Source organism: Halalkalibacter alkaliphilus, assembly GCF_023555415.1.
Classification (GTDB): Bacteria; Bacillota; Bacilli; order Bacillales; family Bacillaceae_D; genus Halalkalibacter; species Halalkalibacter alkaliphilus.
In genome coordinates, this window is the sequence record NZ_JAKRYL010000007.1 from 1 (window position 1) to 25,800 (window position 25,800).

At 37.6% G+C, this 25,800-nt stretch carries 28 protein-coding genes and 1 riboswitch; of the genes, 8 read left to right on the forward strand and 20 right to left on the reverse strand.

Annotated features, from left to right (window positions below; genetic code table 11):
* Positions 1-395: 395 nt before the first annotated feature.
* The 9 genes from MF646_RS08100 to MF646_RS08140 form a co-directional block, all read right to left on the reverse strand.
* Positions 396-1,697, reverse strand: a complete 1,302-nt coding sequence (locus MF646_RS08100; RefSeq protein ID WP_250095993.1) for a pyrimidine-nucleoside phosphorylase — start codon at positions 1,695-1,697, stop codon at positions 396-398.
* A gap of 109 nt (positions 1,698-1,806) precedes the next feature.
* Positions 1,807-2,616: a purine-nucleoside phosphorylase gene (locus tag MF646_RS08105; RefSeq protein WP_338035482.1), complete on the reverse strand. Its 810-nt coding sequence runs from the start codon at positions 2,614-2,616 to the stop codon at positions 1,807-1,809.
* A 16-nt stretch (positions 2,617-2,632) separates the two neighbouring features.
* Positions 2,633-3,814, reverse strand: coding sequence for a phosphopentomutase (gene deoB, locus MF646_RS08110; protein WP_250095994.1), 1,182 nt, complete (start codon positions 3,812-3,814; stop codon positions 2,633-2,635).
* Positions 3,815-3,913: 99 nt separating this feature from the next.
* On the reverse strand, positions 3,914-4,804 hold the full coding sequence (gene xerD, locus MF646_RS08115) for a site-specific tyrosine recombinase XerD (RefSeq protein WP_250095995.1): 891 nt from the start codon (positions 4,802-4,804) through the stop codon (positions 3,914-3,916).
* A gap of 28 nt (positions 4,805-4,832) precedes the next feature.
* A complete protein-coding gene (locus MF646_RS08120; protein WP_250095996.1) occupies positions 4,833-5,066 on the reverse strand; it encodes a YqzK family protein in 234 nt (77 codons plus the stop codon).
* A 178-nt stretch (positions 5,067-5,244) separates the two neighbouring features.
* Positions 5,245-5,703 carry a ferric iron uptake transcriptional regulator gene (fur, locus tag MF646_RS08125; RefSeq protein WP_250095997.1) on the reverse strand — a complete coding sequence of 153 codons (459 nt, stop codon included), beginning with the start codon at positions 5,701-5,703 and terminating at the stop codon, positions 5,245-5,247.
* A 116-nt stretch (positions 5,704-5,819) separates the two neighbouring features.
* On the reverse strand, positions 5,820-6,458 hold the full coding sequence (gene spoIIM / locus MF646_RS08130; protein ID WP_250096180.1) for a stage II sporulation protein M: 639 nt from the start codon (positions 6,456-6,458) through the stop codon (positions 5,820-5,822).
* Positions 6,459-6,588: 130 nt separating this feature from the next.
* Complete coding sequence (locus tag MF646_RS08135) at positions 6,589-7,761, reverse strand: endonuclease Q family protein (protein WP_250095998.1); 1,173 nt, start codon at positions 7,759-7,761, stop codon at positions 6,589-6,591.
* Positions 7,758-8,303 carry an NUDIX hydrolase gene (locus tag MF646_RS08140; RefSeq protein ID WP_250095999.1) on the reverse strand — a complete coding sequence of 182 codons (546 nt, stop codon included), beginning with the start codon at positions 8,301-8,303 and terminating at the stop codon, positions 7,758-7,760. Before MF646_RS08140 ends, MF646_RS08135 begins: the two co-directional genes overlap by 4 nt.
* Before the next feature lie 100 nt (positions 8,304-8,403).
* On the opposite strand from MF646_RS08140, the gene mciZ reads away from it, so the two are divergent.
* Complete coding sequence (gene mciZ / locus MF646_RS23235; protein ID WP_275980248.1) at positions 8,404-8,613, forward strand: Z-ring formation inhibitor MciZ; 210 nt, start codon at positions 8,404-8,406, stop codon at positions 8,611-8,613.
* On the opposite strand, the gene MF646_RS08150 is transcribed toward mciZ, so the two are convergent.
* Positions 8,523-9,602: a DUF3866 family protein gene (locus tag MF646_RS08150; protein ID WP_250096000.1), complete on the reverse strand. Its 1,080-nt coding sequence runs from the start codon at positions 9,600-9,602 to the stop codon at positions 8,523-8,525. The two genes, mciZ and MF646_RS08150, sit on opposite strands and share 91 nt — an antisense overlap.
* A gap of 94 nt (positions 9,603-9,696) precedes the next feature.
* Positions 9,697-10,212, reverse strand: a complete 516-nt coding sequence (locus MF646_RS08155; RefSeq protein WP_250096001.1) for a TlpA disulfide reductase family protein — start codon at positions 10,210-10,212, stop codon at positions 9,697-9,699.
* A 186-nt stretch (positions 10,213-10,398) separates the two neighbouring features.
* Here MF646_RS08155 and uppP point away from each other — a divergent pair, with 186 nt between their 5' ends.
* Positions 10,399-11,232, forward strand: a complete 834-nt coding sequence (uppP, locus tag MF646_RS08160; protein WP_250096002.1) for an undecaprenyl-diphosphatase UppP — start codon at positions 10,399-10,401, stop codon at positions 11,230-11,232.
* Between the two features lie 89 nt (positions 11,233-11,321).
* Here uppP and MF646_RS08165 read toward each other — a convergent pair whose 3' ends face one another.
* The 4 genes from MF646_RS08165 to MF646_RS08180 form a co-directional block, all read right to left on the reverse strand.
* Positions 11,322-12,257, reverse strand: coding sequence for an AEC family transporter (locus MF646_RS08165; RefSeq protein WP_250096003.1), 936 nt, complete (start codon positions 12,255-12,257; stop codon positions 11,322-11,324).
* A 173-nt stretch (positions 12,258-12,430) separates the two neighbouring features.
* Complete coding sequence (locus tag MF646_RS08170) at positions 12,431-13,069, reverse strand: SDR family oxidoreductase (RefSeq protein ID WP_250096004.1); 639 nt, start codon at positions 13,067-13,069, stop codon at positions 12,431-12,433.
* A 67-nt stretch (positions 13,070-13,136) separates the two neighbouring features.
* Positions 13,137-14,087 carry a CobW family GTP-binding protein gene (locus MF646_RS08175; RefSeq protein ID WP_250096005.1) on the reverse strand — a complete coding sequence of 317 codons (951 nt, stop codon included), beginning with the start codon at positions 14,085-14,087 and terminating at the stop codon, positions 13,137-13,139.
* A gap of 296 nt (positions 14,088-14,383) precedes the next feature.
* A complete protein-coding gene (locus MF646_RS08180; protein ID WP_250096006.1) occupies positions 14,384-14,947 on the reverse strand; it encodes a DUF2179 domain-containing protein in 564 nt (187 codons plus the stop codon).
* A 202-nt stretch (positions 14,948-15,149) separates the two neighbouring features.
* Here MF646_RS08180 and MF646_RS08185 point away from each other — a divergent pair, with 202 nt between their 5' ends.
* Both MF646_RS08185 and MF646_RS08190 read left to right on the forward strand, forming a co-directional pair.
* Positions 15,150-16,190, forward strand: a complete 1,041-nt coding sequence (locus MF646_RS08185; protein WP_250096007.1) for a permease — start codon at positions 15,150-15,152, stop codon at positions 16,188-16,190.
* A 16-nt stretch (positions 16,191-16,206) separates the two neighbouring features.
* Positions 16,207-17,166, forward strand: a complete 960-nt coding sequence (locus MF646_RS08190) for a TIGR03943 family putative permease subunit (protein ID WP_250096008.1) — start codon at positions 16,207-16,209, stop codon at positions 17,164-17,166.
* Positions 17,167-17,243: 77 nt separating this feature from the next.
* On the opposite strand, the gene MF646_RS08195 is transcribed toward MF646_RS08190, so the two are convergent.
* The 5 genes from MF646_RS08195 to MF646_RS08215 form a co-directional block, all read right to left on the reverse strand.
* A complete protein-coding gene (locus tag MF646_RS08195) occupies positions 17,244-18,860 on the reverse strand; it encodes a carbon starvation CstA family protein (RefSeq protein ID WP_250096009.1) in 1,617 nt (538 codons plus the stop codon).
* Positions 18,857-19,387 carry a DUF8052 family protein gene (locus tag MF646_RS08200; RefSeq protein WP_250096010.1) on the reverse strand — a complete coding sequence of 177 codons (531 nt, stop codon included), beginning with the start codon at positions 19,385-19,387 and terminating at the stop codon, positions 18,857-18,859. Before MF646_RS08200 ends, MF646_RS08195 begins: the two co-directional genes overlap by 4 nt.
* A gap of 537 nt (positions 19,388-19,924) precedes the next feature.
* The gene (locus MF646_RS08205) at positions 19,925-20,872 is read right to left on the reverse strand and encodes an aminoimidazole riboside kinase (RefSeq protein WP_250096011.1); all 948 of its coding nucleotides are present in this window, start codon (positions 20,870-20,872) and stop codon (positions 19,925-19,927) included.
* On the reverse strand, positions 20,872-21,720 hold the full coding sequence (licT, locus tag MF646_RS08210; RefSeq protein ID WP_250096012.1) for a BglG family transcription antiterminator LicT: 849 nt from the start codon (positions 21,718-21,720) through the stop codon (positions 20,872-20,874). Before licT ends, MF646_RS08205 begins: the two co-directional genes overlap by 1 nt.
* Before the next feature lie 22 nt (positions 21,721-21,742).
* Positions 21,743-22,255: a PTS sugar transporter subunit IIA gene (locus tag MF646_RS08215; protein WP_250096013.1), complete on the reverse strand. Its 513-nt coding sequence runs from the start codon at positions 22,253-22,255 to the stop codon at positions 21,743-21,745.
* A gap of 321 nt (positions 22,256-22,576) precedes the next feature.
* Between MF646_RS08215 and MF646_RS08220 the strand changes: the two genes are divergently transcribed.
* The 4 genes from MF646_RS08220 to MF646_RS08235 all read left to right on the forward strand — a co-directional run bounded on the left by MF646_RS08220 (position 22,577) and on the right by MF646_RS08235 (position 25,760).
* On the forward strand, positions 22,577-22,663 hold the full coding sequence (locus tag MF646_RS08220) for a YjcZ family sporulation protein (RefSeq protein ID WP_250096181.1): 87 nt from the start codon (positions 22,577-22,579) through the stop codon (positions 22,661-22,663).
* 224 nt (positions 22,664-22,887) lie between these two features.
* Positions 22,888-23,037 carry a sporulation histidine kinase inhibitor Sda gene (gene sda, locus MF646_RS08225; RefSeq protein ID WP_250096014.1) on the forward strand — a complete coding sequence of 50 codons (150 nt, stop codon included), beginning with the start codon at positions 22,888-22,890 and terminating at the stop codon, positions 23,035-23,037.
* A 397-nt stretch (positions 23,038-23,434) separates the two neighbouring features.
* A riboswitch (purine riboswitch) is annotated at positions 23,435-23,536 on the forward strand.
* A gap of 97 nt (positions 23,537-23,633) precedes the next feature.
* The gene (locus tag MF646_RS08230) at positions 23,634-24,227 is read left to right on the forward strand and encodes a xanthine phosphoribosyltransferase (RefSeq protein ID WP_250096015.1); all 594 of its coding nucleotides are present in this window, start codon (positions 23,634-23,636) and stop codon (positions 24,225-24,227) included.
* Between the two features lie 12 nt (positions 24,228-24,239).
* Entirely contained in the window at positions 24,240-25,760 is a 1,521-nt protein-coding gene (locus tag MF646_RS08235) for a SulP family inorganic anion transporter (protein WP_250096016.1), read from the forward strand.
* Positions 25,761-25,800: the final 40 nt, after the last annotated feature.

Below are 25,800 nucleotides of genomic sequence, written 5' to 3' on the forward strand. Positions count from 1 at the left end.
AAACCTCCGCTTATATACCCCGAACCGTCTCTAGTCTACAGTCTAACAGAAAAATTTCCGCTTATTGGCTCTCTCCAAACCTCATATTTCTTTGAACTATTGAACAATCCTTCATCGTTAGTTCCACTATGATTTGATTTATCACATAAACATGTAAATCCTTAATTTTTACTCGAAACAGACTAAATCACATATCAAATAACGAGTAAAATATCACCCTCTTTTACACGATGACAATAGCCATATTTCTCTATGTTATTTGGGTTAAATTTTTATAAAACGTTGATATATCAACAAGATAAGTATGCGAATTACTATGCAAATTCGCATGCTTTGTGCAGTGTTTCTCTACGAAAACGGAACTACTTGCATAGAGCCTGCTCTTCTAAAATTCATCAATGAATCTCATCATAGATAAGCGTTGGTTTATCGATTGGTCCGTCCGTAAAAGAATACGCAGCATGCACCATTTCAATGACATTACTTACATTCTCTTGATTCGCATGTAATGTCGCAATCGCTTCCCCAGCTCGAACTGAATCACCGATTTTTTTATGTAAAACAATACCTACCGCTAAATCAATTTCTGAATCTTTTGTTGCACGACCTGCTCCGAGTAACATCGCAGCAGTACCGATTTTATCCGCTACAATGGCTGAAACAGTTCCAGCTTGTTTTGCTAGCACTTCTACTTTGTAGCTAGCTTCGGGAAGGGTCTCAGGATGATCTACTACAGAAGGCGCTCCATTTTGTGCTTCGATAAATACTTTTAATGCTTCAAGTGCCGTTCCATCTGCAATAGCATTCTCAAGTTGTTGACGTGCTTCTTCAATAGACGCTGCTTTTTTTGCTAGAAAAACCATTTGGCTTCCAAGCGTTAAACATAACTCGCGTAAATCATCTGGTCCACCACCACGAAGCATCTCAATAGCTTCTTTTACTTCTAGTGCATTTCCGACCGTATACCCAAGAGGCTGATTCATATCAGAGATAATTGCCATCGTTTCACGACCGAGCCTATTTCCGATTTCGACCATTGCCTGTGCTAGTTGTTTTGATTGATCCAATTGTTTCATAAATGCGCCGGAACCTGTTTTCACATCAAGTACAATTGCATCAGCTCCTGAAGCAATTTTTTTACTCATAATTGAACTAGCTATAAGAGGGATCGAGTTTACCGTTGCTGTTACATCCCTTAGAGAATATAACTTTTTATCAGCTGGTGTTAAATTACCTGTTTGGCCGACAACAGCGAGCTTATTTTTATTAACTAATTCAGTGAATTGTTGAGTTGTTATCTCGACACTAAATCCTGGGATGGCTTCAAGCTTATCAATTGTCCCACCAGTATGCCCTAAGCCACGTCCTGACATTTTAGCGACAGGAACACCAACAGCCGCAACAAGTGGGGCCAAAGCGATAGTCGTTTTATCGCCGACTCCCCCTGTGGAATGCTTATCTACTTTCACCCCTTCTATAGCAGATAAGTCAATTTGATCACCAGACTTCACCATCGCCATGGTTAATTCCGCCCGTTCGTTTGTTGTCATGTCTTGAAAGAAGATTGCCATCGCAAGAGCAGACATTTGATAGTCTGGAATATCCCCATTTGTATAGCCTTCAATAGCAAAGTAAATCTCCTCTTTCGTTAACTCATGACCGTCTCGTTTCTTCTCAATAAGGTCTACCATTCGCATCTGCGTCACATCCTTTTTTCTTCTACTAAAAAAAGTTACAGTTTGACCGATGATACGATTACTTACTCAAACCGCCTCTATTTATCCATTACAATTTCACTATTCCTTCTTACATTTCTTTCACGATGGATTTAACTAACGCTAAGAAGTCTGATTTTACTTTTTCTGTCGTTTCAATGACTTCATCATGTGTTAGAGGCTGAGGTAATATTCCTGCTGCCATGTTGGAAATACATGAGATACCAAGTACCTCTAGTCCTGCATGGCGAGCAACAATCACTTCAGGAACTGTTGACATCCCAACAGCGTCAGCACCTAACGTACGAAGCATACGAATTTCAGCTGGTGTTTCATAAGAAGGTCCCGTATTTCCTACATACACGCCTTCCTGTACGTTAATCGTAAGTTTTTCTGCATGATCTCGCGCAAGCTCTCGAAGACGTCCTGAATAGGCACTAGACATATCCGGAAAACGCACTCCAAAGGCTTCATCATTTGGGCCAATTAATGGATTTTGTCCCATGTTGTTAATATGATCTTTAATGATCATTAAGTTACCTGGCTCATATGATTCATTCACACCACCTGCTGCGTTCGTTACAATAATTTGTTCGACACCTAGTGCTTTCATGACTCGAACTGGAAAAGTAACAACGTCCATGCTATATCCTTCATAAAAATGAAAACGTCCTTGCATCGCTACTACTTGCTTTCCCTCTAGCATTCCAAATACGAGTTGACCTGCATGACCAGCTACCGTTGAAACTGGGAAATTGGGAATTTCACTATATGGTACTTTTACTGGATTTTGAATTTCATCTGCTAATACGCCTAATCCCGAACCTAAAATTAAGCCAATAGATGGTGTTACGGTCATTTTTTCTCTTAAATATGAAGCTGTCTCTGTAATTTTAGTCACTTTTTTTCCTCCTAAATTAAAGTTCGTGTAAAAAGCTTACCCCATGTTTCGGAAGCGGAACACCGAAGTTATCAGCAATCGTTGCCCCTACATCAGCAAATGTCGTACGCACTCCAAGGTCTTTCGAACTTGTTTGCTTCTTGTTGTAAACGATTAATGGTACAAACTCCCTCGTATGATCTGTCCCATGATGTGTCGGATCGTTGCCATGGTCAGCAGTAATGATTAGTAAATCATTCTCTTTAAGCTCTTCCATTACCTGCTTAAGTTGGCGATCAAATTGCTCTAATGCTTTTCCATAACCAATTGGATCACGGCGATGTCCATATACTGCATCAAAATCTACTAAATTTAAAAAGCATAACCCAGTAAAAGGCTTACGAATTGTCTCAAGTAATTTCTCCATGCCGTCATCATTGGATACCGTTCGAATCGCTTTTGTTACACCTTCTCCATCATAAATGTCAGAAATTTTCCCAAGTGCAATGGAATCAATCCCGTTATCTGCAAGCTCATTCATAACAGTGCGGTCAAAAGGCTTTAACGCATAATCATGACGGTTAGATGTTCGTTTCCACTCGCCCGTCTTCCCTACAAAAGGTCTTGCAATTACACGACCAATCATATATTTCGGATCGAGAGTAAGCTTACGTGCTTTTTCGCAAATGTCATATAACTCCTCAATCGGAACGACATCCTCGTGAGCCGCTATTTGCAAAACAGAATCGGCTGAAGTGTAGACGATTAAATTACCTGTTTTCACATGCTCGTCTCCAAGTTCATCTAAAATCTCTGTACCTGAAGCCACTTTATTCCCAATCATCTTTCTACCCCATTGACGTTCCAATTCCTCAACTAATTGTTTAGGGAATCCATCTGGGAAAACACGAAAAGGCTCTTTAATATGTAAGCCCATTAGTTCCCAATGTCCCGTCATCGTATCTTTCCCGCTTGATGCCTCCTGCATAATCCCATAGTGCCCAAGAGGACTGGCTACTTTTTCAATCCCTTTTATTTCTCGAATATGACTTAGACCGAGTGCCGCCATGTTGGGCATCGTTAATCCATCCATCTTTTCAGCAATAGACCCAAGTGTATTAGACCCTGCATCACCAAATTCGGCTGCATCTGGAGCTTCACCAATTCCAACGGAGTCCATTACAATTAAAAATACTCGATCATAACGATAGTTACTCACTGCTAAATTCCTCCTTTTATTACATACTATGCCCGATTTTTGAGTCAACTTGAACAAAGTTTAGTTGTCGGAAGTCTGACCTCATATGGCATAAAAATTCTATGCTCGTGGATGATACTGAGCATAGACGTCTTTCATTTTTGCTTTCGTTACCTGTGTATACATTTGTGTCGTGGCAATGTCTACATGTCCTAGCATCTCTTGAACCGCTCTAAGATCTGCACCATTGGCGACTAAGTGGCTTGCAAATGAATGTCTCAATGTATGCGGGGTTAAAGGTTTCTCGATAGAAGCAATGCCAGCAAGCTGCTTTAAAATTTTCCAAAAACCCTGTCTAGATAGCGGGCTTCCTAAATGATTAACAAATAATACGTCATGTTGTTTGTTTTTCATAAGGATTCGCCGACTACTTTCAAGGTACTTTTGTAAAGCTTTCGTCGCTTGCCGTCCCAATGGAATAATTCGCTCCTTTTCTGCCTTGCCAATACATCTAACAAACCCCATCGTTAGATGCGTATTCGTAACCGTTACATTTATTAACTCTGACACACGCATCCCCGTAGCATATAATGTTTCCAACATCGCTCGATTTCTAATTGAGAACACATCATTACCAGAGGGAGCATTAAGTAGAGCTTCGACTTCTTGCAAAGATAAAATTTGCGGCAATCGTTTCGTACGTTTTGGAATATCCAGATGAACAGAAGGATCCGAACTCGCTAAGTTTTCTCGAAGCAAAAATTGATGGAACGCCCTTATTGATGCAATGGTTCTAGCAATCGTTGTATCGGCACGTCCTTGCTCTTTCAAAAAATGCAAATATTCAACAATCGTCGGTTGATCAATATCATGAACACTTTTTTTCTTTGCGGCACTTTTTACATATAGCTCGTACTGTTTCAGATCACGTTCATACGATTGAACCGTATTTTTTGCAAGTCTGCGTTCCAATTGTATGTAATGAAGAAACTCATTTCTTTCTTGTTCCATCTAATCACCTTAGTTATGAGTCATCCGCTTACTCACCTTCTCGATAGAACAGCATAAGTCGATCAATCCACGAAACAGGATCCCCTCCATCTCGTTCCATCTGAAAAACCTTAACAGCTTTCCCTTGAGGCTCATCATAGCGATGATAACTCTCATATTCTTGACTCACCCATAGAATACCATAATAAAAGAGAAGTGTGCATCCCATAAATAAGAGAAACACTTTTATTGTTTGTATAACTAAACGAAACCAAGATTTCATGGGACATACCTCCGCTTATGACTTCTTGTACGATTCCCCTTTTTACAAGCTATGCCAAAAACCATATGGAATATACCTATTAATCCATACGCATTACAATAAAAATTAAGTTTACCTTCTATGTTAAACACAGACAAAAGCACCCACAAGACTCAACATCTAGTGCGTGCTTTTTATGTTAGTTCTCTTCTTTTTTTTCTTTATCATGGCAACGATGACAAATTCCATGAAACGTTAGACGATGATCTTTTATTTTGAAATTCCAATCACGTTCAACGACCTCTTCGACATCACCTAATAAATCTTCTTGTATCTCATCAACAGCTCCACATTCAATACAAACAAGATGGTGGTGAAAATGAGCTGCACCTTCTTGCCGTAAATCAAAACGAGATACACCATCTCCAAAATTTATTTTATCGACGATTTTTAATTCAGCCAGTAACTCTAACGTTCGGTATACTGTAGCTAGTCCGATTTCTGGTGATTTTTCTTTTACGAGGAGGTAAACGTCCTCTGCACTTAAATGATCCTCTTCATGTTCAAGAAGAACGCGAACCGTTGCTTCCCGCTGTGGCGTAAGCTTGTAACTTTGTGAGTGCAGATGCTTTTTAATACGTTCGAGTCTTTTCTCCATTCGTTATGCCTCCCCTCGAGCAGTTTCCCTCCTTTTATTATAATCATTCAAAAAAACAGTGTCAATCGATAATGATTATTACTTAAAAAATTATAATTATTATCAATTAATAATAATTATACCATAGATTCAATTACCCACTTCATTAAAACAGGTGATACGTATGCCTCAAATGCAGATGCAAATGCAAGTGCAGATCCTACACATAAAATAAGTAGGGAGTATTTAAGAAATTGCGGAAAAATAGGCATATTTGTTCTTTTCATAAATTGTTGGCGAACCATCTTCAAGCAAAATGAAATACTTGCAGTTCCTACAATAATGAACGCAGGTACTAGGATGAAGTTTTGTGGCATGATTGATACAAACGCTAAAAAAAATCCGGACATCCCCATTTGATTGACTAGAAACCCTACTGTAAAACCAACCACGACTCCTTTTAAGAAAAGCAAAACGAGAATAACTGGCAGGCCAATAATCGACAAACCTAGAATCCACATTAGCCCAAAATATTTTGCATAATGAGCAAAGCTCTGACTAAATAAAGCCGATGACTGCGCTAATTCACCTTGTTGAACATGTCCAAAAAATTGGTTCAAATACGTATATAGATCATGCTTTTGCGTTAAGCTCAAGCTATTAACAACGATTGCTCCAAAAACGATCCCTATTAAAAATAACACGATTGTAAATACATAGATCGTTCGGTTCTCTTCTAAATGGGTAGCTATCATTTCACGTAAACCGTACTTCATCATGCCAAGACCTCCTCTTTTGCTCTTACTTCACTCTATGAGATAAGGGTTGAATCTATGACAATGATGTTTCTATAGTTTTTTACAGCGTGTAGCAACGTTAGAATCAATAGTTTATAAATAAGACTTACTATTTCCTCGGTGCAACCTTCCCATAAACACCTCCACCACCAGCATTAATAGAAAGAGTCCCTTCTCTGGCACCAATAATCGCTTCTGCAACAGGCTTTGATACAACCTGCAGCAAATCTTCTATGGGAACTGAATGGATTATGTTCATATCTGTCCCAAAACGGTCTCTAAGTTTCTTTAATGTTTGTTTTCCTAATTTCGGTATAAATTGTAATGGTACTTGATGGATATACGGTGGACGGTTCGTTTCTTTACCATCAGAGGACCTCAACTCTAGTAATCGCTCAAAGACCCCTTTAACTATTTTTGAACTTTGACAATTAGAACACTCTTTTCCCTCTATTTGTTTTGAACATTTTGCACAAATTGTTCGATAATACTTGCCTAGAAGGGGATTTAAACCGAAGTTGCTACTAATTTTTCGACCTTGTTTCTTTTGCAAGGCAAGTCTGAACTCTTGAAACGACGGTTGTTTCATTTTTACCATTTGATACTCTCTTGCAATTTTCTCTAACGAATGGGCATCAGAGTTCGTTAAATATGGGTATGCATGTAATTCTTCGATTTGATCAGCCATATTGGTATCACTACTTAAACCAAGCTCAATGGCATCAATTAACTTTGGATCAAGCACTTCTGTTAAGCTTGATGTGACTCCTTTTCCGTATAAGCTCTTAAAAGGAGTGAACACATGTGCCGGTATAAACAAACCTCCTAGTTCTCGTACTTTTAATTGAACTGCTTTTGCATTTTCATAAATTCTTTGGGAGCTTAGATTGGGATTGGTCATCCTTTTTGCTAACCACTCACTAAACTCTTTCATTTTTTCGATTGTAGGCATGTAGGCAAGCACATGAACAGGTCCTTTGCAGTTTTCATCTAGTAACTCTAGTTCCGTTCCTAGCAGTAATGTCACTCCAGGAAATTGAATCCCACCACCTTCTAATGGAAATGCTTCACCATTTTCTATTTTCTCTTCTAATTCAAGTATGACTTCCTTTACATGACAATCGATTACCCCGATCAAATCAACCCCTTTTGTTAAAACTGCATATTGAATGATGGAGCTTATAGTCAAAGAAGGAGCAGCAGTTATTTTAACTGCTGCCCCCAAACGGGTTCTGCCAATGTGAATGTGTAAATCAGCTACATACTCTCTTAAATCTATCATGACTTAAAACCTGCTTTCATCCGCATATATAAAATTGCATACGCTGTTTTCGCATCATGAATGGTTTGATCCTTTACCATTTTTTCTGCCTCTTCAAGACTAACTTCTATCAGATCTAAAAACTCATCCTCATCCATATTTACTGTTCCTTTTTCAAGTTCATCTGTAAAATATAGATAGATTAATTCATCAGCAAAACCCGGTGACGTATAAAAGGATAAAAGAAATTCTAGTTTTTTTGTTTTATAGCCTGTTTCCTCTTCTAGTTCTCTCGCAGCTGATTCAAGAGGATTTTCTCCCTTTTCAAGCTTCCCTGCTGGTATTTCTACAATTGTTTTACCTAGAGCTTTTCGGTACTGTCTTACTAGGACAATGTTCCCTTCTTTTGTCATAGGCACGACTGCTACAGCTCCTGGGTGCTTAACTATTTCACGAGAACTCATTTTTCCGTTAGGAAGCTCTACCTCCTTTACTTCTAAATCAATAACTTTCCCTTTAAAAATTTGCTTAGTTGCTACTGTCTTTTCATATAAATGGTCCATTTTCTCCTCCAAAATATGTATTCGTGTAACTTTCAGTTCTTTTTCTTCCAATCCCATCATAAATGTGTACCATAATCTACTTGAAGGGACGAGTCCTATAATGAAAGTGTACGTTCATAAAAAAGGTGTTATTATGGCTGGAAAGGCATGGGAAATTCAAGCAAAGTTAAAACAAATGCAAAAGTCCTTTGATACGTTAGAACAGTGGGTTGATGTAATTCATTCTGCTAACTGTAAACCCACTCTGAGCGCTTCTGCTACGGCACAGAAAAAAACAGGGTCATCTTCGTATTTTCGTCCCATTGTTTGAATTGGAAGCATCGACTTTTTGACTACCTGTTCAACTACTGTAGAAACACAATCGTCATCAGCAAAACAAATGTGATGACTTGTTTGAGATTGATAAGACTTTAATTGATCGATCACATTTTGACGTTCATGATTCTGCAAATAAGGAATAGGTAAAATTGCAGGCTTAAACGTAAATTCACACAATGGTGTTAATGTATGATGGCTGATGCCATTATGACGCTTCCGTTTATCCGCAAATGACATTCTAGGAATCCAAATAGGCTTCCCGTTAAGTGCGCTGACTGTATGAGACCAATGTGATTGTGCCATTCCTGTAAAGCCATATCGTGTTCCTGTACCGACGACACCTGGCCCTACAGAAATTAAAATAATCTCTGCTTTAAGTACTTGCGTAGCAAATTGCAATGCTGATGCAACAGTGATCGCTTCATACTGAGCACCAAATGCTTGACCGACACTTATTGAATAAAAATGCATTTGCTCTTCAAGCTTCCGCAACTGATCACTCATCGTTAAAGGTAACGAGGCTTGATCATCAAAAATCACACAACATTTGAGTCCAGGGTTAAACTCTTGTAGTACATAATAAAATAATGGAACCATACTATGTAATTCAGCAAGCCAAACAGGAGTCCCGGTAAGAGAAAAACTTCCCTTAAAATGTTGATGATAGTCACTTTCTTGCGCCTCAACAGCTAACACACTGTGCTGGATAGGCGTATAGCGTGCTTTCATAATATGTCCCCTGCACTCATTTGATTGCCAGTAATCACTATGAATGTGGGACCTTACAATATCCCACCCACCTGTTCCTAACTTTAATTCAGTGGCAGTTGTATTAATGAGAATAAGGTTCCCGATCTCAGCTCGTGGTGTAAATTGCTTATATAATATCGCTTTGTTGCTTCCATTATCGGTTACTAACTTTTGAATGGAATGATCTTCAAAACTAATGCCAAGAACCTTAGCTTCTATTTCTTTATACATGCACTCACGCCTTACTAGGAGCTTATTAGGTTAAAATAATAAATAACCTTTCTTATTGTTTCCAAAAAACGGTAAGATATAGACACATTTTGATCTACAACAAAGGGAGAATTAATGATTCCAGCCCTTCATAGTCAACTTCACCACGAATTACGTGTTCAATCACACCTTCTCTATCTATTATATATGTCATTGGCATTCCGAAGATCTTATAACGATCTGCAACATCACCGTCTACATCAAAGAACACTGGTAATGTAATACCTATCTCTTCTATAAAATCAGGAGCATCATGTAAAGTCCGTTCCGTTTTTTGCATATTAACCGTTACGACACTTAACCCTTTATCTTCATAGTCAGCTTGTAAGTCCATTAAATCAGGCATTTCATCTCGACACGGTTCACACCATGATGCCCACATATTTAAAATAATGACATCATCTCGATAGTCCCATAATTCACCTGAATCCTCTGTATACATTGGCAATGAAAAGTTCTCGGCAATCATACCTGGCTCGTTCCCAATTTCCTGACGTTCTTGCAAAAAAATGATTCCAATTATCAGGACACATACAACGCCTAGGATAAAAATTGTGGCTCTACGTTTCATTTATTCGTCTCCCCTATAACCATCTTTACTATCTACTTCGTATTATAGGGATTTGTTTCTTATAAACGCAAGTAAAGCAACTAAAAATAAACGACCGACATGTAAAATGAATCTTTCCTGAAGATAATAAGTTTGGTAGAATGATAAGGTTAGTGGGTCACATATTAGAAAGGACGGATTAAATTCATGTCAATTATTGAAGCATTAATATTTGGAATTGTTCAAGGAATCACAGAGTTTTTACCAATTTCTAGTACTGCACACATCGTCATTACTCAACTAGTATTAGGCTACCAATTTCCAGGATTTGGATTTGAGATATATCTGCACTTCGCTTCTATCCTTGCCGTTATGATTTATTTTAGAAAAGACATTTTGGTTGTCATTTTTGGATTCATTGGATATCTTGCTAATCGTTCAAAAGACAACCGTACACAATTCTTTTTTGGAATCTACATCATTGTTGCAACACTTATAACAGGAGTACTTGGACTACTTCTTGAAGATTTCATTGGAGCTTCCATGAAAACACCACCATTTATTGCTATTGCTTTAGCTGTAACAGGACTATTTCTTATTATTATTGAACGTTTTGTTCGGTACGGGGACCGTACAGAGGAGCAAATGACATTTAAAGACTCCATTTTTGTTGGACTCGGACAAACGTTAGCCGTATTCCCAGGAATTTCACGATCAGGTGCAACACTTGTTACAGCATTATTTGCCGGTCTAAATCGTGATACAGCTGTTCGTTATTCTTTCTTACTTTCCATTCCTGTCATTCTTGGCTCTAGTGTCTTAGCGATTGGAGATTTTGCTGACGGGGCAATGGTTGCAGAAGTTGGAATTCCAGCATTAATTGTTTCCTTTATTGCTACTTTCATTTTTTCTTGGCTAGGAATTGTTTGGTTAATTGAATTCTTAAAGAAAAGCAAACTTATATACTTTGCATTGTACTGTTTCGTCGCAGCAATTTTTGTTTATTTCTTCCTAGATAACAGTATGATTATTGAACTATAAGAAAAGGCCGCGCATGCGGCCTTTTCTTATAGTTCATGTGACATTGCTTCTGTATCTTTGAAAAGCCCCCTCAAAAATAATTGCCTTTTTTATCTAACAAGCAAAATCAAAGCGTAAAAAAGCGGAATGGTTAGTACACATAGAATAGTTGTCGTTGCCACTGTAAAAGTAGCAAACTCTACATCTCCACCATACTTCTTTGCAAACATCGGAACTGTCGGGGCAGTTGGAGTTGCTGTCACAAGGATAGCGACTCCCATCACCGTTGTAGAAACAGGCATCCATAAGAAAGGAATTAAAAAAAGCGGAAGTATCAGTAATTTAGCTCCTGTAGCATACCAAATATATCGGTTTTTTATTAATTGTTTAAACTGATTTCCATTTATACTTGATAGTAAACTACCAATTAATATCATAGATAAAGGCAGTGTCATAGTCCCTATATCTTCAAGCACTCCCCCAAGTATAGGCGGAAGGCGAAAAGGCAGAATCATGACAAGAAATCCAACTGTTGTAGCAATAACACCTGGATTAAGCAAGATCTGCCTCCACGAGACCTTCTGCCCTGCCCTTGCAACGACATACACAACATACGTCCATACATAAAAAAAGAAAAAAATCATAAAAAAGGCAGTATACAATACTCCAATTTCTCCAAATAACAAAAAAGCTATCGCATATCCAATAAAGCCTTGGTTACCAAAGATAATCGCAGCCTCATACACTCCCTTTCGACTATCAGGTAGCGTTGCTTTTTTTCTTAGCCAATAACCTGTCCCCGTTGTACAAAGTAAGGCAAAGACAGACAGTCCGATCAACCATGAAATATCTAGTACCAACTCTATAGACATTTGAATGTCCATAGAGAAAATGATAAGACAAGGAAGAGTAATATATAGTACGACTTGTGTTAAGACTAAATTCGATTCTTTTGGTAAAATGTTCACCTTCCTCATGATAAAGCCTATTAGCCCAATTACTAATAAAACAAACATCTCTTGAGCTAAACCAAAAATCGCATTCATTTCATCCCCCCTACCCTTTGATTCTAATCACTTGTTACTGTTATATTAAATTATATTACACCTAAAAAAATGTATGAAAAAGGGGTTATCGCAAAGGATGATTTAACCTTTTGCAATAACCCCCAAAGCAATGTGCGGAGCCGCTACATCTTTTACCGGATTTTGAGACAAACCTATAACTTTCCTAGTGCTTGCTGTATTGGTGTAGCACCATTTAGAATTTCAAACGTCTTACCATATGATGTTTTTTGGTTAATAACCTCAGCAAGAACGATCGCTACATCTTCTCTTGTTATCGTGTTGTCCCGCACTTGAATTTCTTCTTCTAGTTTGAGAAGCTTTTTCGCAGGCTCATTTGTTAAACTGCCTGGTCGTACAATCGTATAGTCCAAACTTGAACGTTTTAAGTGATCATCAGCTAACTTTTTTGCTACAAGATAATGACGAATTCGCTCACTTTTATCAGGATCAACCGTTCCCATAGAGCTTAACATGACAAAACGTTTCACTCCAAGTCGCTCGGCTGTATCAATGGCTTTCACTGCACCCCAAAGATCGATTAAGATCGTTTTATCTGCCCCTGTATGTCCTCCTGAACCAGCGGCAAAAATTACTGCTTCAATCCCATTAAATGCGTGATCAAAATTAGCTTCTAAATCGGCGAATACTGTTTCTTTTGCCCCTTTTTCTTTTACAGCTGTTTCTTGCTCAGCATTACGGATCATTGCAACAGGAGTATGCCCAGCCTCATTCAGTTTTGTTAATGTGTGACGCGCTACCTGACCGTTTGCACCAATAACTAATACTCTCACAAAGAACACTCCTCTTTTTCAGTGGCTTAATTGTCGTCTTCAATTTTGAAGCAAAGAATTACTAGAATCAACCGATTTGCTTTGCAAATTTAGTTAAAGACCGACGGATCTTCTCTTGATCTAGACTTGTCCCGATTAGAATGATACATGTTTTTTTACCTGACTCAATTGAGTGTAGCTCGAGTTGATTTGTCGCATATTGAAATGAGTACAATTGTCGATCACCTTTAAAAACAATATAACCTTTTGCACGTAAGATTGATCCTTGTTCTTTCAACCATTCTTCAAAGCTTTTCTTATCGATCACTTCAATCCCTTCAAGTTTAATCGCTTGAAATGGGTGAGTATGATGATGGTGATGGTGGTGACTCGAATGATTATTTACAGGGACGGTCTCAGTTAAAAAACGTTTTTCAAATAAAGCTTTCTCAGACACATCCCCATATTTTGCTTTTACTATTGGAGCATCTTTCATCTTTACATCTTCTATTTTTGTAATAACTTTTTTTAGTTTTTTCTCATCAATGAGATCAGTTTTGTTTACAACTAGAAGCGTACTCGAAGTTATCTGCTGCTTTAGCATCGTTCTAATTTCCTTTGAGCTTTGGAATAAGCTTTGATATTCAAGATAGCGACTAGCATCTACCATTCCAATGATCGTTTGAATGCTTACTTGATCGATTAATTCTGGATGGGTAAGAGACTCAACAATTTCTGCTGGATTGGCAATTCCAGTTCCTTCTATTAATAAAACATCTATGTCGTGGTTTTGCTTCAAAAATTGAATCAATTCATTCCTCAAATCATCTTGAATTGTACAACAAATACAACCATTTAGGAGCTCGATCATAGCTTCATCTTCAAACAGTTCCTTTTCGACATTCTCAGAACCGAGTTCATTCATTATTAATGCAGGTTGCTTTCCTTTGTCTTTTATCGATCTTACCATTTTCTTTAATACTGTTGTTTTCCCACTTCCTAAAAAACCGGTTAATAAATAGACTGGAATTCGGCTCATCATATGTCACTCCTTTATTTAGGCTTTTTTCGCATACTTTGTTGTTTTTATGGGGTACCTATTCTCCACATGTTCGTTCCACCTGAGCTCCCGCCACTCGCACCCGCAAGGAGGTGTCGAGTGACTTCCGCTCCATTTCACTACGAGACAAAACGTTCCTTCACAGTAACAATCTTTACGAAAATAGTCTTATTTTAAAATACCATACAATTCTCACCCTTACAAATAAGAAGGATTCTTATTTGTAAACAAAAAAAAAAAAACGACTACATGTAATATGTAGTCGTTCAATCATATTAAAGAGTGGCACTCCCTTTTTGTTTACTTTTTATAAATTTCTCTTTTCTCTTTTTCATGGCTTTTGTGATATAACCACCTTTAAAGTTACGAGGTTCATAGGAAACAATAAACGCACTCGGTTCATAGGAACTTACAATTTGAATAAATTCTTGTTCGCGATCTCTTCTTGCTGTACAATCTAAACGATACCGTTTAGCATCATTCATTCCTTCCACTTCTCCCGTTGACACACTAAATCCTACTTCACGAAGTCGGTCAGTTAAAGGCTCATTTTTATTCATTAAATTCACTTCAATCGATACATACCCTATTGCTAGTTTCTGTTCAATAATTTGACCAATATATAAACCTACACCAAAACCAATAGCATAAGCAGCCATATTTAAATAGTTAGATAAATCACTAAAGACAATGGCAATTGCGCCTACATAAATAACTCCTTCAAGAGTTCCTAAAGCAGATGCTTTTCCTTTCATCCCTTTCACCATCGTGATCGTTCGGAGTGTTAGGACTGGAACATAAATTAATTGTGCAACAAAAATAATTAACGCTTGTAGCATTTATGACACCTACTTTCAATCTAATATAACTATCGTAGTGTAACAGGAAAAATCCTTATAAGCTACCTTATTTTTTGAAGGATTTTTTGAAATTCTTCCAAAGATTTCATCATTTTTACAAAACGATATTTCACACTTCATTCACTCAATCTGTGTTAAAATAGCAAAAGAACTTTCATAGAGTACAAAAAGGAGAATTTGAATGAATAAATTTAAACAATTTTTTCTCTCTTTTGGAAAAGACTTTTTAGGATTTGTTTTACTTTTGTTATTCTTAATTCTTTTCTTTAATATTGAGTCTTTTAAAGATGAACGTGCTGGTTTTACTGTTCCCGATTCGTGGCTAAATGTAAACACGATTTTCCTTGGAATAGTGATTGAAGCCGTTCCTTTTATTTTGCTAGGTGTGTTTGTCTCAGCACTCATTCAAATTTACGTAAAAGAAGACATCATTCATCGTTACTTACCGAAAAATGCTTATGCTGCTCTTTTGCCTGCTGCCGTTTTAGGTGCTATTTTTCCAATTTGTGAATGTGCGATTGTCCCAATTGTTCGCCGGCTGATAAAAAAAGGAATGCCCTTGCACGTTGGTGTCGTCTTCTTAGTAGCCGCTCCGATCTTAAATCCAGTTGTTGCAGCATCTACCTTCTTCGCCTTTCGAACAGATTTGACCGTTCTATATGCACGGATGGGACTAGCTTTTGTTCTTTCAATTATTATCGGAGGGATATTATACGTTGTCTTTAAAAATCGTGATCAATTAAAATGGACAAAAGAAGAACTTGTTGGGCGTCAAGTTGTATTAGAAACAGGGGCAACTGCACCAAGAAAAATGAATCGTTTTAAACAAACCCTTTACCATGCTGCGGATGAATTTTTCTTAATGGGTAAATTTCTCATTTTAGGTGCTTTTATTGCTGCACTATTCCAAACATTCCTTGATCGCAGCATTTTATTAACTATCGGGAGCAATGAGTTTAGTTCGACTGCTGTAATGATGGCTTTTGCATTCCTTCTATCACTATGTTCTGAAGCTGATGCATTCGTTGCGGCATCATTCGGAAATACATTTACAACAGGCTCGCTTATTGCCTTCTTAGTCTATGGTCCAATGATTGACTTAAAGAATACGATTATGTTATTTGCTTTCTTTAAAGCAAAATTTGTATTGATTTTTATTGGGGTTGTTACGGCAATTGTTTTCATATCAGTTGTTGCTCTACAATTACTAGCCATTATCTAAAGAAAGGAGTAATTATATGGAAAAGAAATCAGACTTAGGCTTTCATGCCTATATTCGTGGAATTATCCTAATTGGCTTTGCTTTACTTATGCTTGCCTTTATCATTACAGGCAATATCATCTATTATATTGCCCCTACGATGATGCCATTTATTTATTTTGCAACAGGAGTCTTCTTATTACTAGGAGTCATCCAAATCATTCGAAGTACAAGTAAAGGGCAAGAAGAAGAGGAATTATGCGATTGCGGGACTGATCACAATGTATCAGGTTCACCAGTCACAAAGTTACTTATTTATTCTATATTTGTAGCTCCGATCATTTTCGGCTTTGTTCTACCAGATAAATTACTGGATAGTTCTGTTGCTGCCAATCGTGGTATTCAATATGGTTCTGGGATTTTGGCTGACCAAGCAGCTGCTGAGCAAAATAAAGAGGAGTCTGTTTCTCGAGCTCAAGCATATTTGGATGATCCAGATGCATATTTTGATCAACTTGAAGCAGGGGCTGAAATTTCAGAAGAAGACCATATAACTCCTGATGAGTATTTTACACAAGAAGGATTTAATCAGTATTATGAGGAGCTAACTGAAGAAGTTCTCGAGCAAGGTCAAATCGTTGTAACGGAAGAGAATTATCTAGATATGATGACGATGTTAGACCTTCAGCTTGAACAATTTATCGGGAAACCCATTGAAATTATCGGTTTTGTTTATCGCGAGCCCGAGTTTGAAGATAATCAGCTTGTTGTTGCTCGTTTTGGAATGACATGTTGTGTGGCAGATGCTTCTGTGTATGGAACAATGGTTGAAGCAAATGAAGCAAGTCAGTTTGAAAATGACACATGGGTACGTGTAACAGGTATTTTAGACCAAACAAACTACAATGAATTTCGTATTCCTTTAATTCAATTACGTGAAATTGAAGTCATTGACCAACCTGAAAGTCCATATGTTTTTCCACGATTTAGCTTTTAAATGAAACGAACGGCTGCCAAAAAATGGCAACCGTTCGTTTTTTCTTTCAGTACAATAATATAGTCATGTTGTTGCATTTACATTTTCACTGTCCGGTCAGATTTATCATCCGACATCGACCTCCAGCCTTCAATTGCAAGAAAGACACATAAGATAAATAAGACAAAGGCTGAGAAGAACAAGAAATAATTACTTGCCATAAAATTGTTATACATCAATACGCCAAGAGCTGAAATCGTAACGATAAACATAAATACCATCGGGATAACAACGTAAAATGTTCTGGCACCTGTTTTCTTCAACCACACAACTACAGCTAGCAAGGCAAGAGCACCGAGCATTTGATTCGCGGAACCAAATAATGGCCAAATTTGTTCCCACGTACCAGTTAATGCTAGTGCTGCCGCACCTATTAATCCGGTAGTTGTTGCAACATGGGAGTTTTGGAACATTTTCGGTGCACGATTTTCAGTGATCTCTTGGACTGCATATCTCATCAAACGAGTTGCAGAATCCAGTGTAGTTAATAAGAAGGCAGAAGCCGTTAAAGCGGCAAAAGTCACAGCTGTTGCTTCTGAAATGCCCCAGTATGACATAAAATAGCCAATCCCAGCTGCAAATGTTCCAATTGGACCACCAAGTGCATCTAATCTTGCAGCAAAGTCTGCTTGTGTTAAATACGCTACGGAACCGATCGTAATAATCGCCATAAATGCCTCGAGTAACATCGCTCCATAGGCGATAAACTTTCCATTCTTTTCATTATCTAATTGCTTTGCTGTCGTACCCGATGAAACAAGTGAGTGAAAGCCGGAAATTGCTCCACATGCAATGGTAATAAAAAGAATTGGGAATAAAAAGCCCATAGTTTCATGTCTAAAACCTGTGTAAGCAGGCAGCTGCATCGTCGGTGAAGCAATTAGTATCCCAATTACCGCGCCTATAATTAGCCCATATAACAGAAACGCATTCAAATAGTCTCGCGGTTGAAGCAAAAGCCAAACTGGCAAGACAGACGCAACATATGCATACCCAAGAAGTATTAAAGACCAAGTTGGTGCACTTAAATGTATCGGGAATTGAATTCCAACCCAAATAGATATAAGCATTGCAGCAACACCTAATATACTTGCCACAACTAGGTTCATTCGTAATTGGTTGACTAAAAATCCAAATATAATAGCAACGCCTAAAAATAAGATCGATGCTGTAGCAGCTTCAGGAACTGCAACAAATGTATTCGCAACCAAAATCATGAATACACCAACAATTAAAATAAGTGTAGCAATGGAAAAAGATAAGAATAAGATCTGACCTCGCCCACCCATATACTCCTTGATAACGCTTCCAATAGATTGAGCTTTATGGCGAATTGATGCTTGTAAAGAGGTGTAATCGTGCACTCCTCCTACAAAAATACTTCCTACTATAATCCAAATAACCGCTGGCAACCAGCCAAATACAACTGCAGCAATCGGCCCTGTAATCGGTCCTCCACCCGCAATTGTAGCAAAGTGATGTCCTAATAAGACCGGTTTTTTAGCAGGAACGTATTCAACCCCATCATTGACCTCAACAGCTGGCGTCGTTCTGTTTGGATCCACTTTTAATTCTTTTTCAAGAAACCTTCCGTAAATCCGGTAAGCTAATAAAAGGATCACTCCACAGATCATCATCAATGTTATAAAGTTCATAATGTAACATCCCCCTTCATTAGAGCTTCTTCAAACGCTTTAACAAACTCTTTTCCCTTTCTATTTACATACACACGTTTATCTTTTAAGCTAACAATCGCAAGATACCGGTCAGCCCATCCATGCCAACCAAACTTTAAAAATTGGAGCTTTCTAGCTCTTTGTACATAATTTTGCAATTGTTTTTCAATGGATTCATTTGTTACGATCACACCAATAAAGTAAGTAGACATATGCTCTTGTTTTTCAGGGACAAACGACGGGATATGAGAATCTAAAACTTTAGCAAACTGATGGAGTTTTTCCTTTGAGAGGTTGTCTTCTTGCTTTACAAACGCATACTGCTGTGTTTCAACACTCCATACTTTTACTGATTTAGACATTAAATATTTTTCATCCCGTCTCTGAAACTCTGCATAGAAATTCAAAGGTATGTCGCCAATGGTCTCATCTCGATATACATTGAACTGAACGGTATATTTATTAGCCATTTGATTAATGAATCTCTCTACTTGTGTTTCAGTCATGTACATCACCTTGCTTTCCTCATACATGGTCTAAATCTCAATTTCTTCATTTATGTTCAAGTAGTTATGATCCTTTCATTCGCACCCCTCCTTAATCAACCATATTCTTTTGTCAAGTTTTTTAGTAGAAATATTCACATAATTCTATAAACTATTTTAATTATAACTAAATGGTAAAATTATACAAGGGGGTTGCCTTAGTATTTATACAAATGCGAACAATAGAAAACAGGGCACGGAAAAGGTTGGCTTTTACCTTTTCCGTGCCCTGGTCTAAGACAGATTTTTATCTTTTTCTTTGGCTGATTTCGCATACTTTGTTATTTTTATTATGGCTTACGTGTCCTCCACATGTTCGTTCCATTACGCTCCAGTCACTCGCTTTCCGCGGGGAGGTGCCGAGCCTCCTCGGCTGCGCCTGTGGGGTCTCGCCCCTACCTCTGCATCCCGCAGGAGTCGAGTGACTTCCGCTCCATTTCACTACAAGGAAAAACTATTTCATAGTAACACTCTTTATTAAAACAGCCTTTTCTTTAATTACATTTTCTTCAAATATTCATTTACTTCATCCATTGTAGGCAATGCGGTCATAGCACCACGTGTTGACGCAGCCAATGCCCCTGAAACAGATGCAAACGTCAATATTTCCTTCCAACGGTCAGTTGAAATCTGATTAATATTTGTATGTTCTTCACTCAAATTATAAAGAACTCCCGAAACAAACGCATCACCTGCACCAGTCGTATCCACTGTCTCTACTTTCATAGCCGGAACATGAATCGTCTCTCCATTTACATGAAGGTAGCTTCCACCTGCACCAAATGTGACAACTAGGGCAGGAATATGGTAGGTTGATAACTTCGCAATTCCTTTTTCAAGCTCTTTTTCTTCTGTTAAGAACTCCAGCTCTTCTTCAGATATCTTAACTACATCGGCTTCACCTAACATTGATAGAATCGTTTCTCTTGCTTGCTCAGCTGAAGGCCATAAGCTAAGTCGTAAATTAGGATCATAGGAGATAATTAGACCGCTTTCTTTTGCCCTTTTTACGGCTTCTATAGTCGCTGTTTTACTTGGTTCACTAATCATTGAAATTGAACCGAAGTGCAACACTCTATTATTAGTAAATAACGAATCGTTTAAGTCATTCGTCCTTAAAAAGCGGTCGGCACTTGGATCAATATAGAAGCTAAAATTACGTTCTCCTGTCTTATCCAATGTCACGAAAACAACACCCGTTCGCGCTTCATCCGTTAAAGTCATATGAGTAATATCAACTCCATGATGCTCTAACGTCTCTTGCATAAAATGACCTAGTACATCGTTTCCAACTTTCCCCAGAAAGCTTGACTTGGCTCCAAGTTTCGATACAGCTACAGCTACATTCGCAGGTGCCCCACCTGGACTTTTTTGATATGATGTATTTTCTTGATCAAGAGGAATAAAATCAATTAACGCTTCACCTAAACAGATAATTCCTTTCATTATGACACCTCATCACCTTTATTACGTTCAATTCGTTGAATGTGTAATGTTAAATAGACAAGTTCGGAAGGAGGAAGATCGTACTGATGTGTTTCGGCTAAATAACGCCCGATCTCTGTTGCCATATGATAGGCTGATCTATGCTTTTCTTTGACTAATTTGTGCATATCTTGATCCACATCGTCAAAAGGCTGTCCTTCAGCTACTCGTCTGAGTGCAAAGTTTAAATGGGTTAATAAGCGTTGATATGAAATTGAATCTTCAGCTACCTTCACGTTAAGCTTTTGTTCAATTTTTTCTATTAGTTCATTCAAGATAACGGTTGTGTTCATGGTCTCATCCATTGTAAGAGCATTCATTTTAGCAGTATGCAGATGCAGGGCAATATGGCCTGCTTCGTCCTCAGGCAAGCGAATATTAAGTCTTTGCTCAATCAGCTCAAGAGCCCAAAGACCAACCTCATATTCAGCTGAATATAGAACACGAATTTCATTTAACAGCTTATTTTTTAATTGAAACCCTTGTTTTATCCGTTCAATGGCGAATGATAGGTGGTCAGTTAACGCAACGTGGACATGTTCATTTAATTTGGTTTTTAATGCTTTTTCCGCATAGGTAATGATTTCTTCTGCAATTGCTATATGCACTTCCGGTAATTGGTCAATAATTTGAGTGAACTTTTCATATTCATTCTTGTCCTTCATGACAAAAACCTTCTCAATCTTATCAGTACTTATAATATCATTTTTACTTTTGCCAAAAGCAATACCTGCACCCATGACAATGATTTCTTCTTCTCCTTCTTTCACCACGACAACATTGTTATTTAGCACTCTGTTAATCCTCATTTGTACGAACTCCCCACACTGGTTACAGTTTCAACGTTAAAAGAGGCGTCTCTCCTGCCACTGTTTCTGCTGCTGCTTCTTTCTCTAAGCTCGCAACTGCTTCCATATTTGTAATGACAATCGGAGTAATGGTACTTGTTGCTTTTTCATTAATTAAGTCTAAGTCAAACTCTACCAATGTATCACCAACATTAACCTTATCTCCTTCTTTCACATAAGCAGTAAATCCTTCTCCTTTCATATTAACGGTTTCCAAACCAATATGTAATAGAAGTTCAATTCCACCTTTTGTCTTTAATCCAATCGCATGTTTCGTTGGAAATACCTGCACGATCTCACCTGATACTGGGGCAACCGCCTTGCCTTCTGTTGGTTCAATAGCAACACCGTCACCCATCATTTTTTGAGCAAACATAGGGTCTGGCACTTCTTCAATATTAACTAGTTTCCCTGTAATTGGAGATACAACGACCTCTTGTTGCGGTTGAACTGGCTCTGCTTCTTTTTTTCCAAGACCAAATAATTTCTTTAGCATTTTTCATTCTCCTTTTCATTAGCAATCATAAAAAAAGACTTAAAAAACATAGAGATACCTAAAGCACCCCTATAACTTTTTAAGTCTTGCCTGATCAAATCAGTAACAATCTTGAATATTTTATTTCTAACCTATTTTATTATGGGTTCATACTGTTGTCAAACCAAAGACAATTATAGGAGGTACACATAATTTACCCTTAATTTCCCGTAACAAACATAGAAAAATGCAACTAAACTCCAGTTCTCTGGGCACATGCCTAAACTTCTTCTTTCGTCTTTTCATATGATGTTATGAACAGAAGGAAAGGAGATGACTAATATGAGTTACAGGTATCACGATGGCTTCACGCTAATTGTCGTTCTATTCATTTTACTTGTTATCGTTGGATGTGCTTGCGTTTACTAATTTCATAATAAAAAGAGGTGCCTTTTAACCAACCAAGAAAAAGGCACCTTTCCATTAACTCAAAATTAAGTATATAGTTCTATTTTTATCGACAAGAAAGCCGAAAATTCGTTTCAGGAAAAAAATGTATGTTAAAAATCCCTACAATATAACTATCTAACACTTTGCAATTAGGGTAATATTACTTATAAGATGTAAAAAATAAATTGCAAAGGAAGATCGAAATGCTAACGAAATTAGAAGACAAGATTATTCTTGAAGCATATCAACAATCTGTAGAATTACAATTAGATGTAGAATTTATTTCTTTGCTAAAAGACGAGTTAGTAAGACGAGGTTTATTGGATAACTTACAATCAAACGTTTCCTCCTAACTTTTCTATTTCTTAATTCAAATGAGGTGAATATTTGTTTAATCATATTCTACGCTTCTTCAATAGAAAATCGTGCTTTTTCTGTAAGACAACCATAGCATACATGAGAAAATATAAAAAGAGTTCGACTGAATCAATACATGTCTGTGAAAAATGTCTTGAATATGCCGAACGCCGAGCCTATACAAGGCAATCTTAACCTCTTTATTCCATATTACTCAAATTCTCCTCCTTCAGTTCCCTTAATCTTTGCAGGTATTTTTACCATTTATTTCTTCCCCTACAAATTTATTAATAAATTTAACGAACGAATTTTCTAAAAATAACCTTTTTATTCGTAATTTATAAAAAACCTCTTTCATTTTTTATTCATTTCATCTATACTTACCCGTATACACAAACAATCAAATAAAAAACTCGTATAATATTGGGGATATGGCCCAAAAGTTTCTACCAGGCTGCCGTAAATGGCTTGACTACGAGTGCAGAGATATGTCGTTTTTCCTACGCAAAGAAGACGGATATCAAGGTCACTCGTTTATCAACAGATGCCTTGGTATCCGTTTTTTATTTGAATTTTTAGGGAGTTGAGTTAGATGGAGCGATTAAAACAAGCGATTCGTGAAAGAGGAAATGTTCTTTCATCTGAAGTATTAAAAGTCGATACATTTTTGAACCATCAAGTAGATGTTGAGTTAATGGGAGCTGTCGGTGAGGAATTTGCCCGTTTATTTAAAGATGATGGGGTTACAAAAGTTCTTACAATCGAGTCATCAGGGATCGCGCCTAGTTTTATGGCCGCGACAAACCTTAATACACCACTTATTTTTGCACGTAAGAAAAAATCTCTTACTATGAATGAGAATGTGTATGTTAGCCAAGTTTACTCGTTTACAAAAAGAGAAACAAATGACATCACTGTATCAAAAGATTTCATTACTGCAGAGGACACAGTTTTAATTATTGATGATTTCCTTGCAAACGGTCAAGCTGCATTAGGACTTATTGATATTGTCAACCAAGCTGGAGCAAAAGTTGCTGGGCTTGGGATTGTTATTGAAAAGTCTTTCCAAGATGGAAGGAAACGATTAGAAGAAGAAGGATATCGTATAGAATCATTAGCAAGAATTCATGAATTAGAAGCTGGGCGCGTTACATTTATAGATGAACTTGTAACAAACAACAACTAAGGGGCTGACACCATGAGTACAAAAGTTATTCATTATCCGTTATATAAAAAAGAAGATACAGATGCATTCTTTGCTTTATTTCAAAACAACCTAGCTAACTTTGTTGTAATTGCAGTCACAATGCTAGGAATGGGATTTCCAGCTAGTATTGTTTTTGGTAAAGTTATCCCAGGTGCTGCTGTTGCTGTTATGGTTGGAAATTTGTATTATGCTTATATGGCAAAACGACTAGCTGAAAAAGAAGGTCGAACCGACGTTACGGCTCTATCTTATGGTATTAGTACACCTGTTATGTTTGTTTTCTTATTTGGAGTTCTAGCACCAGCTAATGCATTAACTGGCGATCCTGAGCTTGCATGGAAAATTGGGGTTGCTGCCGCACTATTAAGTGGACTTGTTGAAGTTCTTGTCAGTTTCAGTGGAAACTGGGTTCGTGACCGTCTGCCACGGGCAGCTATGCTCGGAGCGATTGCTGGTGTTGCTTTAACCTTTGTTGCAGGTGAAATGCTTTTTAATACGTTCTCAATTCCTGTAGTTGGACTTGTTTCATTAGCTATTATTCTTGTTGGGATTGTTGCGAAAATTGCAATGCCGTTTAAAATCCCTGCGTCGTTGTTTGCAGTGTTAACTGGAACCATTTTAGCATTTGCTCTCGGTTATCAGTCTCCAACTCAAATTACAGATGGACTAGCTAATATTGGTTTCTATCCTATATTACCTACACTAGCTCCTTTTGAAGGTATGACATATTTATTCGGAGCCTTAATAGGAATATTAGCTGTTCTGATTCCTATTACCTTATATAATGCCATTGAAACGATGAACAATGTTGATGCAATGGCTGCTGCTGGTGACTCATATGATGTACGTAAATGTCAAGCGGTAGACGGTGTTGGTACAATGATTGGATCCTTATTTGGAGGTTTGTTCCCGACTACTGTATATATTGCAACAGTAGGTTCAAAACAGATGGGCGCAGGTCGTGGATACAGTATATTAAATGCCATTGTATTTGGTATTGCAGCTATGACTGGAGTAATTGCAGCTTTCTCAGCTATCATTCCCCTTGCAGCTGTTGCTCCAATTCTAGTATTCGTTGGGATGTCTATGGTTGGTACAGCGTTTCTGTCAAATGACAAAAAGTATTATCCGGCTGTTGCTATTGCAATGTTACCTTACCTTGCAAACTATGTCATGACCCGTTTTAATAATGCTGCAGGAGAAGTCGTAGCAGGAATTTCTACGGGAATTGTTCCACTCGGGCAAGGTGCGATGTTTACCGCAATTTTACTTGGAGCAATGACTGTTGCAATAATTGATAAGAACTTTAAGCAAGCTATTATTTTCTCTTGCATTGCTGCATTCTTATCATTTATTGGTTTCATGCACGCACCTGCATTAGCATTTAACGCCGCTCCTGATTTTGCTATTGGTTATCTGTTAGTAGCTTTATTCTTTGGTTATGCTTCATTTAAACAAGGTTCTAAAAAGCAATTAACTTCTGCAAATGCTGTGACTAAAAAAATTGCTTAAATCAAAATAAAGATGGCAATGGCTCCGTTCGCTTCATTGC

What these genes read in the sequence shown, in the direction of transcription:
- MF646_RS08200 (WP_250096010.1), bottom strand. Translation starts at nt 19,387, where the DNA reads ATGACTGAAACACAAGTAGAGAGATTCATTAATCAAATGGCTAATAAA.
- MF646_RS08140 (WP_250095999.1), bottom strand. Translation starts at nt 8,303, where the DNA reads ATGGACCATTTATATGAAAAGACAGTAGCAACTAAGCAAATTTTTAAA.
- mciZ (WP_275980248.1), top strand. Translation starts at nt 8,404, where the DNA reads ATGAAAGTGTACGTTCATAAAAAAGGTGTTATTATGGCTGGAAAGGCA.
- MF646_RS08230 (WP_250096015.1), top strand. Translation starts at nt 23,634, where the DNA reads ATGGAGCGATTAAAACAAGCGATTCGTGAAAGAGGAAATGTTCTTTCA.
- MF646_RS08235 (WP_250096016.1), top strand. Translation starts at nt 24,240, where the DNA reads ATGAGTACAAAAGTTATTCATTATCCGTTATATAAAAAAGAAGATACA.
- MF646_RS08120 (WP_250095996.1), bottom strand. Translation starts at nt 5,066, where the DNA reads ATGAAATCTTGGTTTCGTTTAGTTATACAAACAATAAAAGTGTTTCTC.
- MF646_RS08215 (WP_250096013.1), bottom strand. Translation starts at nt 22,255, where the DNA reads ATGCTAAAGAAATTATTTGGTCTTGGAAAAAAAGAAGCAGAGCCAGTT.
- MF646_RS08100 (WP_250095993.1), bottom strand. Translation starts at nt 1,697, where the DNA reads ATGCGAATGGTAGACCTTATTGAGAAGAAACGAGACGGTCATGAGTTA.
- MF646_RS08205 (WP_250096011.1), bottom strand. Translation starts at nt 20,872, where the DNA reads ATGAAAGGAATTATCTGTTTAGGTGAAGCGTTAATTGATTTTATTCCT.
- MF646_RS08165 (WP_250096003.1), bottom strand. Translation starts at nt 12,257, where the DNA reads ATGAATGCGATTTTTGGTTTAGCTCAAGAGATGTTTGTTTTATTAGTA.
- MF646_RS08195 (WP_250096009.1), bottom strand. Translation starts at nt 18,860, where the DNA reads ATGAACTTTATAACATTGATGATGATCTGTGGAGTGATCCTTTTATTA.
- MF646_RS08185 (WP_250096007.1), top strand. Translation starts at nt 15,150, where the DNA reads ATGAATAAATTTAAACAATTTTTTCTCTCTTTTGGAAAAGACTTTTTA.
- MF646_RS08150 (WP_250096000.1), bottom strand. Translation starts at nt 9,602, where the DNA reads ATGTATAAAGAAATAGAAGCTAAGGTTCTTGGCATTAGTTTTGAAGAT.
- licT (WP_250096012.1), bottom strand. Translation starts at nt 21,720, where the DNA reads ATGAGGATTAACAGAGTGCTAAATAACAATGTTGTCGTGGTGAAAGAA.
- MF646_RS08180 (WP_250096006.1), bottom strand. Translation starts at nt 14,947, where the DNA reads ATGCTACAAGCGTTAATTATTTTTGTTGCACAATTAATTTATGTTCCA.
- MF646_RS08155 (WP_250096001.1), bottom strand. Translation starts at nt 10,212, where the DNA reads ATGAAACGTAGAGCCACAATTTTTATCCTAGGCGTTGTATGTGTCCTG.
- fur (WP_250095997.1), bottom strand. Translation starts at nt 5,703, where the DNA reads ATGGAGAAAAGACTCGAACGTATTAAAAAGCATCTGCACTCACAAAGT.
- MF646_RS08135 (WP_250095998.1), bottom strand. Translation starts at nt 7,761, where the DNA reads ATGATAGATTTAAGAGAGTATGTAGCTGATTTACACATTCACATTGGC.
- sda (WP_250096014.1), top strand. Translation starts at nt 22,888, where the DNA reads ATGCTAACGAAATTAGAAGACAAGATTATTCTTGAAGCATATCAACAA.
- MF646_RS08220 (WP_250096181.1), top strand. Translation starts at nt 22,577, where the DNA reads ATGAGTTACAGGTATCACGATGGCTTCACGCTAATTGTCGTTCTATTC.
- spoIIM (WP_250096180.1), bottom strand. Translation starts at nt 6,458, where the DNA reads ATGAAGTACGGTTTACGTGAAATGATAGCTACCCATTTAGAAGAGAAC.
- xerD (WP_250095995.1), bottom strand. Translation starts at nt 4,804, where the DNA reads ATGGAACAAGAAAGAAATGAGTTTCTTCATTACATACAATTGGAACGC.
- MF646_RS08190 (WP_250096008.1), top strand. Translation starts at nt 16,207, where the DNA reads ATGGAAAAGAAATCAGACTTAGGCTTTCATGCCTATATTCGTGGAATT.
- MF646_RS08175 (WP_250096005.1), bottom strand. Translation starts at nt 14,087, where the DNA reads ATGAGCCGAATTCCAGTCTATTTATTAACCGGTTTTTTAGGAAGTGGG.
- uppP (WP_250096002.1), top strand. Translation starts at nt 10,399, where the DNA reads ATGTCAATTATTGAAGCATTAATATTTGGAATTGTTCAAGGAATCACA.